The organism is Fusibacter sp. 3D3 (assembly GCF_001748365.1).
GTDB lineage: Bacteria > Bacillota > Clostridia > Peptostreptococcales > Acidaminobacteraceae > Fusibacter_A.
Window position 1 is genome coordinate 84,622 of the sequence record NZ_BDHH01000019.1, and the last position, 7,713, is coordinate 92,334.

A 7,713-nucleotide genomic window follows, 5' to 3' on the forward strand; every position below is an offset into this window, starting at 1 on the left:
TTACAGCACTCAGGGTGTTTCAACGGAATACGATGACCAGATCGATGAACTGCAAAAGCAGATGCTGAAATACTGTAATGATATAAAAATGATTTTCAAAATAGTCAAAACGTTCAGATTTGTAAAATGAAAATCGCAAAATTGACATAATGAATGAATTGTGATAATATCAGTTTACAATAATGATATAGAGGTGTAAGCAATGGTTGAAAGAAAAGAAACCCTTGAAGACTTGATTAGCTTTAAGGATAAAAACTTAATAAAAGTTGTGACTGGAATCCGTCGCTGTGGTAAATCAACCATTTTTGAATTGTTTCAAAGTTATTTAAAGGAACATGGAGTAGAGGGAGAACAGATCATTAATGTTAATCTGGAAGATGGCGATTATAGGGACATACGCACATCAAAAAAACTATATGAGTATGTTGAAGGCAGATTGATTAAGGAAAAAAAGAATTATGTGTTTCTTGATGAAGTTCAGCATGTTAATAATTTCCAAGAAGGTGTGGATTGGCTCTATGCCAAAAAAAATGTGGATTTATATATAACAGGTTCAAATGCATTTCTGTTATCTGGAGAACTTGCAACACTACTTTCAGGTAGATATGTTGAGATAAAGATGCAGCCGCTTTCATTTAAAGAGTATGTGTCAGCCTACCCAAACAATACCAACATGTCTGCGTTATATATGAATTATTTACAGAATAGCTCTTTTCCAGGAACACTTGAACTTAATGGGAAAAAGGATATCAGAACATATCTTGAAGGAATTTATAATACAATTCTTCTTAAAGATATTGTTACAAGAAAGAAAATATCAGATCCGTCTATGCTTCAAAGTGTGGTAGAATTTATCTTTGATAATGTCGGCAATATGTGTTCTTATACAAAGATAGCAAATGCGATGACATCCTCAGGTAGAAAGATAAGCGTGCCGACTATTGAGAGTTATCTATCTGCGCTTGCCGACAGCTTTATTTTATATAAGGTTGGTAGATACGATATAAAGGGAAAACAGTATCTTGCAACTGGTTCAAAATATTATGTAGCTGATATTGGACTTCGCTATTTCCTTTTGGGAACCAGACATACAGATATGGGACACATCCTTGAGAACATCGTATATCTTGAACTTTTAAGAAGAGGCTATGAAGTTTATGTAGGAAAAGTTGGTGATGCTGAGGTTGATTTTATCGCAGTTAATGCTGACGGTAAAACATATTACCAGGTATCTCAGACAGTTATGGAAGAGCAAACTCTAAAAAGGGAGCTCTCATCGTTAAATGCCATTAAGGACCATAATCCTAAATATCTTCTTACGATGGATTATACACCTCTGACTTCCCATAATGGAATTAAACAAATAAATGTATTGGAATGGCTTATGAAAGAGTGATTATAGCAATGTTTTTTTGCATCGAATCTGAGGCTCATATAATACAAGATAATATCGGCCAACTATCCGCCAAAGCCCCACTAGGTTAAAGATGCATACCCTAAGTTACTCATTGCAAGAACGAGACATGAACAGTATCCGTATTTTATTGATACGGATGTTTTCGTTTTTATCAGGCATTGGTTTATCAGAATATATACGAAGAAGAAGACTAACGTTTGCCGCTCTTGATCTGAAAGATACGGATTTAAAAGTAATTGATGTTGCTGTCAAATATGGATACGACTCAGCTGATTCATTTTCCCGAGCTTTTCATTCTATGCATGCAAGGAATATGATTCATTTTAAACTCTTTGATGAATCGGAAAAAGTGCTTCTTAGAAAGACAGTGATTTTTTACGCGGCAGTATCAGCGAAAGAGATTAACAAGACCTTTGACACCACGGCAATTGACTCAATCACAAAACAAAAAATAAAGACAGACCTTTTGCCAGTGATCAAAAGAAAAGATGATTTTGAACTGGAAACGGCAAAGAAAATGGTAAAAGCGTATATTGCTAATTTAATGGTCCTTACAGAAGATGAGAAAGAATTTTTGGATAGATTTGAAAACAGTGATTATATTTCGGAACTGTTATTTGGAGACGAAATAATTTTAGAACGAATCAAAAATCATCCAATGGCTTTGTGGAAGACGAGTAAATAATCAAAAACAATCGAGTTACTAAATTTGCATAATCGGTTTTGAGCATGGTAAGTAGTAAATAAAAGAGTGAACAGCGTTAAAGGACTGTATATATTGTGAATAAATGCAAAGGAATCATGAGTTATCTTGGTCCTTTGCATGCTTTACAATACATGTAATCGAATATGTAGGAAAGGTGGCTTTTGATTACGATGATATTTGTTCTAAAGCAAGGGGATAATTTCCATATTCTCTGAGATAGGAGATTATTATACATAGAGTTCCGGATTAATAAAATTTGCTTGTAGACTGTTAAAATGTTACAATGTTATCAATATAAACAATCACTCACCAATTGGAGGAATTATTATGATTAACGAGAAAAACAGCTCCATAAGGATACAATACCGTAGAGCAGATGATCTTTTACCCGATCGTTTTCTAAGATTAAGTGTTCCTGGTACGCTTTCAAGATTACGGGAAATAAACCAGGAACTTGCAGAGGAACTTAGTAGTTTTAGATTGCAAAACGATGAGTTGGAACAAGCTCGAACAGATTTGGAATTACTCCTTTTACAGTACTCTACTCTCTATGATTCTGCTCCTGTAGGCTATTTGACCCTGAACAGAAGTGGCATTATTTTACAAGTAAACTCGGCATGTGTAGGTTTGTTCGGGGTGGAAAAATCAAACCTTATAAATGAACATTTTCAACAATTTATGTCTTCTGAATCTTGGTCTGAATATACCTCTTTTCTGAAAAATGTACATAAGAAACAATCCCAGGAAATCTTTGAGTTTGAACTACAAAGAACAGAAGATACAATTATTGTTCATATGGAGGTACGAGAAGACAAGAAAGGCAATACATTTATTGCCGCACTAATCGATGTCACAGAAGAAGTACAAGCAAAAACCCTTCGTAAAGAAGAACATATCTATCGCACAATATATGAAAACATAACACATGGTATTGTTATTTGTGACCGCGATGGGAAAATTGTATCAGCTAACCAATCTGCTGAAAGCATTCTTGGACTTACGTTCAATCAAATGGACAAGAAACCATTGGATGAGTTTTTTTCGGATCCCATTCATGAGGATGGTAAGGCTTTTACGAAAAAACCACTGCCTTTTATGAAAGAACTTAACTCTAGTGGAGAGCAAAATCTTACAATGGGTTACAAGCCTCCAGACTCAACCCATTATACTTGGATTGTTGTCTCAGCGATTTCGGTTTCTATGCCTGATGAAGATGAGGTACGATATGTAATTAGTTTTGACAATATCACAGCACAGAAGAATTTAGTGTTATACAATAAGCTCACGTCAAGAGAGAAGCAAGTATTTCAAAAGCTGGTCACAGGCCACGGTCGTACAGAAATTGCTGATAGCTTAGATATATCTAAAAAAACTGTAGATAAGCACAAAGAAAATCTGATGGAAAAGTTAAATATATATTCACCTGATGAGCTTGTAGATTATTCCAAAAAGTTATAACGTAAGAAATGATTTGGAATTTAAAAATTTTAAGTAAAAAAAGACCTCTATGCTAATGTCAAAAGATAGCTTAGAGGTTTTATATAAACAAATAGCAATTTAAGATGCTAAATTTGTAATTTTTCTTTCTTTTTCATTTTGTACGTCTCTAGGACTGACTCAAATTCATCTAGGATACTATCTAAATGTTCTTTAGGTACAACTTTCCTAGCTAAAGGCATAAATGTATTTTCCTCTTCTTCCATGTGGTGATTTAGAACCTCTTTAAGTACGCTAAACTTTGCGTCCCAAGTCTCGTTGTCCACGGCAGTTCTTTCCAATATGCTAAACTGATGCCTTCCAAGACTATGCTCTTCTATCATTTCAAGTACAACCTCATCATCTTTACCTTTAGCACTTTTTCTAACCAGCGGAAAAACAACATGTTCCTCTGCTTCATGGTGTCCGTTTAATTCTGCATAAAACTCTCTAAATATCTCTTTTTTCTTTTCACCTTGTGCAGATTCAATTTGTGATATCATTTTCTTGAATTCTTTATGTTCCTTCTTTATGTGAGCTAAAACATCCATTTGGGGCCTCCTTTGATTTTGATTACGTAATATGAGGAATCATAGGAATACCAGCCTTAATGGTGATATCCCTAGATTCTTATTAATAACGTACTCTTTAATACGGAATTATCTTAGTCCAGTAGAACCACCCATTAAACTGTTGTTTTGTCTGTAGGTTGCATAAATATCATCACTCCAGTCATCTTTGTTTTTAACAAATATGACTATTTTTCCCTGCTTAATCTGTTTTTCATATGCCTCGGCGTCTTGTTTATCAACACCTAGTTCAACCAATCCACCAATCAGTCCACCAGCTACACCGCCTGCAATGACTCCACCTAATATGCTCACGATCGGACCGGCCGCTAGAATAGGACCTACTCCAGGTATTGCGAGAAGACCTAACGCAGGTAACGCTGCAACTAATCCACCCAGAACTCCACCAATTGCGGCACCTACGCCTACTTCGTCAGAATCGCCATGGTTCTTGGTATCTATATCAGTTTCGTCCTCAAGTCGATCCATCTTGTCCTTGTCTTTTGCTATGACAGTTATTTCATCTTCGCTATATCCGATTTCTTTCAAGCGCTTGATAACATTGATTGCTTCATTTTCAGATTCAAAAATACCTACTAGGACTCTGTCCGCATCACCCAAATCCCTGTCACCTCTCCCCAATTTATGATCTGTTCTACCTATTTCACTATCTAATATTCCAGATTCTTTATCGTTATATAGAGAATTTGTCTCTAAATTTTGGTTACCTGTTAATGGTGTAATCTTGTTTCCATAATCAAATAAATTATTCATTGTTTGCCTCCTTTGGGCTAATTGAATTTTTTTAACGTGTCCTTTTGAATTGATTCCATTTTATTTTTATAATCAACCCTATCAAAGCGTATACTCAGTCCGCTTCGCTACCTTCGTAACACTTGCACAATCCTATCGGATTGCATTCAGTGGGCGTTTGGACTCCCACTGAATTAGGAATATGAACCCCCACTTTGAGAAGTGGGGGACATCTCCTCAAGGGTTATACTAATACTCTCTCAACTAATCCGATAAATTAGATGATAATCAGGATTCATTTTTCCTTTAAAAACAATATATCAAAGAAACTACCTAGTATACTATTAGCACTTTTTGACTCGGATTGTATGTATCAATTTCGAGTATGGAAAAATCGCCAAGCTCCATCCAGTCATCTCGAATGGCTTTATCTTTAACAAAGATGCCGATTTATATGTGTGTCCAGCAGGTCATTTGGCTCAAAAGAAACTCATGAAGCGCAGAAAGAAAGCCGATCAGAATCAAATGTTAACGTACTACTTTGACGTCAAAAAGTGTCAAGACTGTCCGCTTCGATAAGGCTCCTACAAAGAAGGCGCAAAGACAAAGACCTATAATGTGACGATTAAATCAGATTACCATTTAGAACAAGAAGCCTTCCAAGAGACAGACCCTTTTAAAGAGCTTTATAAGCAGCCCATGAAAAGGGTCTTTATGTGGTAATGGCTGTTATCATCAATCACACTGGCAATGTGTTTGAATACGAAGATACTGAGGTGACTTATTCTAAAGAAAAACATCCGGTAAAAGGATTTTTAGATGCTAAAGGTCGATATGTTAACCTGAATAATGTCGCAGCTATTAGCATCTTATGTCGCTAAATGATAAACTACATTTAGGCGTGTGAGACTATGGCCTGCAACAATCGTGGTACGAGAACCAGTTAGTCAAGTCCAGAGCAGGAATTGATTTAACTCGCACAATTCTTCCGAAAAAACGTCCATTTCCAATGCTACACAAGATAAACTCACGTTAGTCATGAATCACATCAACAGTGTTTCGCGTGAAGGATTAAACAATAAAACGGCCTATGTTGTAGCAGAAGAGAAGTTAGGCTTAGTATTCTTGGAAAGGCTAAATCTAAAGCTTATTCAACCGGACGATGTCCATTTAAAACCAGCTTTACTCAAATAAAAAACTAACAAAAACAAGGGATAGATATCGCTAAACTCAATACTGCATTACGCAGACCGGCGGAACTTAGTTTTTCCACTAGCGGTGACATAGAAATATCCCTTTCCCGTATAATAAATGGCCGTTTCCTTTGAGTATATTCTCAAGAAAATGGCTGTTTTTGTTCTATACGAAAGTTCTCCTTTTTTAGCATCCTGTCTCAAAAGATTGAAAATAAATGCAATCTGAGTCAAAAGTGCTAATAGTAAACTACGTACTTGATTTGATACAGTACTTATACAGGAAATATGAATCCTGGCTATCATCTGATGTATCGAATTAGTTGAGATGGGAGTGTTAGTATAAATATTAGTATAAATGGTAGTCTAAATTGTAAAGAAAGAGAGAATATTATGTTTATAAAAGAAATGATCAAAGAAAAAAAACGAAAAAAAAGACGTAAAGCGGCAAAGATTGCTGCAGTAGCAGTGGGCGTAGGAATCTCGGTTGGAGTTCTAATTGCTCCAAAATCAGGGAAAGAGACGAGAGTAGATATCTCTAACAACGTGGATAAAGTAGCTAAGACAGTGAAAAAATCTGCAATCGAAGTTAAAGATTCTATATTAAACAAAGAGGAAGCATTAGAAACAAAAATTAAAGAGACAGTTGATAAAGTTAAGGATAATCTGGGTGATGCTTTTGATAATGTATCCAAATCAGCAGAAGAGGTCAGGGATAATCTAAAATCGAGCATTGCCAATGTCGCAAGTACTGTCGAAGAAAAGGCAGAAAAAGTGAAAAATGAAGCAAACAAATAAAACATTAAAACACATTACAAAAGGAGAGCTCTATGTTAATTGATGTTAATGCCTTGCTTGCTTTTTTAGCTGTATTTATTGGTGTTTGTTTAGGCTTTGGTGTGTTGGTACTCCTCATTATTGCTTTGGTTAATATTATAAAAACCCTTCGAAAAGTCAACAAGTTATTAGACAATAATGGAGTAAGCATTGATGAAGCAGTAAAAAAACTACCCCAGCTTATCGGAAGTATAGACAAGACGGTGATTAGTGTAGGTGAAACGTCGGAGAGTGTTAGAGATACATTTTTTGACAGTAGTCCACCTAGTGATACAGTTTCATCCATTGCAGGTATTATTGAAGGTGTCTCCAGTGTTGTAATCAGCTTTCTTTCGAGAAGGAAGTAACGGATAAAAATATTAACCGGAATATCTAGAAAATTAAGAAAAAGACAATAAAAAACTAAAAACTAAAAAATATGAATTTAGATCGTTGCGAAATAAAAACCAAAGTTATCCACAAGCAAAATTGAAATATCTAAAAAAGTTCAAAAAAAAAGCGCAACAGAATAAAGACTTACTCAATTTCGCAGTAAGTTATTCTATGCAACCATAGTTTTTATAGACAAATGACCAATGTTTAATTTACTTTTATGAATGATAATGAAAGCAATCAATTGTGTGATGCCAGCTAAAAAGATGTTTGATTTCAGGGTTAAGGTTTTATTGACTTTGGAAATATTGATTTGCATAAAGGATTTAAGTTGTGCGATGGTTCTTTCACAAACCGTTCTTATTTTGTAAAGATTGATCCATTCATTAC

The 7,713-nt window shown here is 35.1% G+C and carries 7 protein-coding genes and 3 pseudogenes; 7 read left to right on the forward strand and 3 right to left on the reverse strand.

What is annotated here, in order from left to right; genetic code table 11:
* Positions 1-202: 202 nt before the first annotated feature.
* From F3D3_RS18510 to F3D3_RS18520, 3 genes and pseudogenes are all read left to right on the forward strand, one after another.
* On the forward strand, positions 203-1,396 hold the full coding sequence (locus F3D3_RS18510; protein ID WP_069875943.1) for an ATP-binding protein: 1,194 nt from the start codon (positions 203-205) through the stop codon (positions 1,394-1,396).
* Positions 1,397-1,550: 154 nt separating this feature from the next.
* Positions 1,551-1,721: pseudogene (locus F3D3_RS23825) on the forward strand (helix-turn-helix domain-containing protein); the annotation flags it as partial.
* 729 nt (positions 1,722-2,450) lie between these two features.
* Entirely contained in the window at positions 2,451-3,581 is a 1,131-nt protein-coding gene (locus tag F3D3_RS18520; RefSeq protein WP_069875945.1) for a helix-turn-helix transcriptional regulator, read from the forward strand.
* Between the two features lie 107 nt (positions 3,582-3,688).
* On the opposite strand, the gene F3D3_RS18525 is transcribed toward F3D3_RS18520, so the two are convergent.
* Positions 3,689-4,150, reverse strand: a complete 462-nt coding sequence (locus F3D3_RS18525; protein WP_069875946.1) for a hemerythrin domain-containing protein — start codon at positions 4,148-4,150, stop codon at positions 3,689-3,691.
* Between the two features lie 108 nt (positions 4,151-4,258).
* Positions 4,259-4,942 (reverse strand): general stress protein, encoded by a 684-nt coding sequence (locus tag F3D3_RS18530; protein WP_069875947.1) that lies wholly within the window; start codon positions 4,940-4,942, stop codon positions 4,259-4,261.
* A 405-nt stretch (positions 4,943-5,347) separates the two neighbouring features.
* Here F3D3_RS18530 and F3D3_RS24760 point away from each other — a divergent pair.
* The 4 genes and pseudogenes from F3D3_RS24760 to F3D3_RS18540 form a co-directional block, all read left to right on the forward strand.
* A pseudogene (locus tag F3D3_RS24760) lies at positions 5,348-5,626 on the forward strand (transposase); the annotation flags it as partial.
* An 11-nt stretch (positions 5,627-5,637) separates the two neighbouring features.
* Positions 5,638-5,802, forward strand: a complete 165-nt coding sequence (locus tag F3D3_RS23835; protein ID WP_139132147.1) for a hypothetical protein — start codon at positions 5,638-5,640, stop codon at positions 5,800-5,802.
* A 705-nt stretch (positions 5,803-6,507) separates the two neighbouring features.
* Positions 6,508-6,912 (forward strand): YtxH domain-containing protein, encoded by a 405-nt coding sequence (locus F3D3_RS18535; RefSeq protein ID WP_069875948.1) that lies wholly within the window; start codon positions 6,508-6,510, stop codon positions 6,910-6,912.
* A 32-nt stretch (positions 6,913-6,944) separates the two neighbouring features.
* Entirely contained in the window at positions 6,945-7,298 is a 354-nt protein-coding gene (locus tag F3D3_RS18540; protein WP_069875949.1) for a hypothetical protein, read from the forward strand.
* 194 nt (positions 7,299-7,492) lie between these two features.
* Here F3D3_RS18540 and F3D3_RS24285 read toward each other — a convergent pair.
* Positions 7,493-7,713: pseudogene (locus F3D3_RS24285) on the reverse strand (DDE transposase); the annotation flags it as partial.

Coding starts and splice junctions, on each gene's coding strand:
- F3D3_RS18510 (WP_069875943.1), top strand. CDS start 203: ATGGTTGAAAGAAAAGAAACCCTTGAAGACTTGATTAGCTTTAAGGAT.
- F3D3_RS18520 (WP_069875945.1), top strand. CDS start 2,451: ATGATTAACGAGAAAAACAGCTCCATAAGGATACAATACCGTAGAGCA.
- F3D3_RS18525 (WP_069875946.1), bottom strand. CDS start 4,150: ATGGATGTTTTAGCTCACATAAAGAAGGAACATAAAGAATTCAAGAAA.
- F3D3_RS18530 (WP_069875947.1), bottom strand. CDS start 4,942: ATGAATAATTTATTTGATTATGGAAACAAGATTACACCATTAACAGGT.
- F3D3_RS18535 (WP_069875948.1), top strand. CDS start 6,508: ATGTTTATAAAAGAAATGATCAAAGAAAAAAAACGAAAAAAAAGACGT.
- F3D3_RS18540 (WP_069875949.1), top strand. CDS start 6,945: ATGTTAATTGATGTTAATGCCTTGCTTGCTTTTTTAGCTGTATTTATT.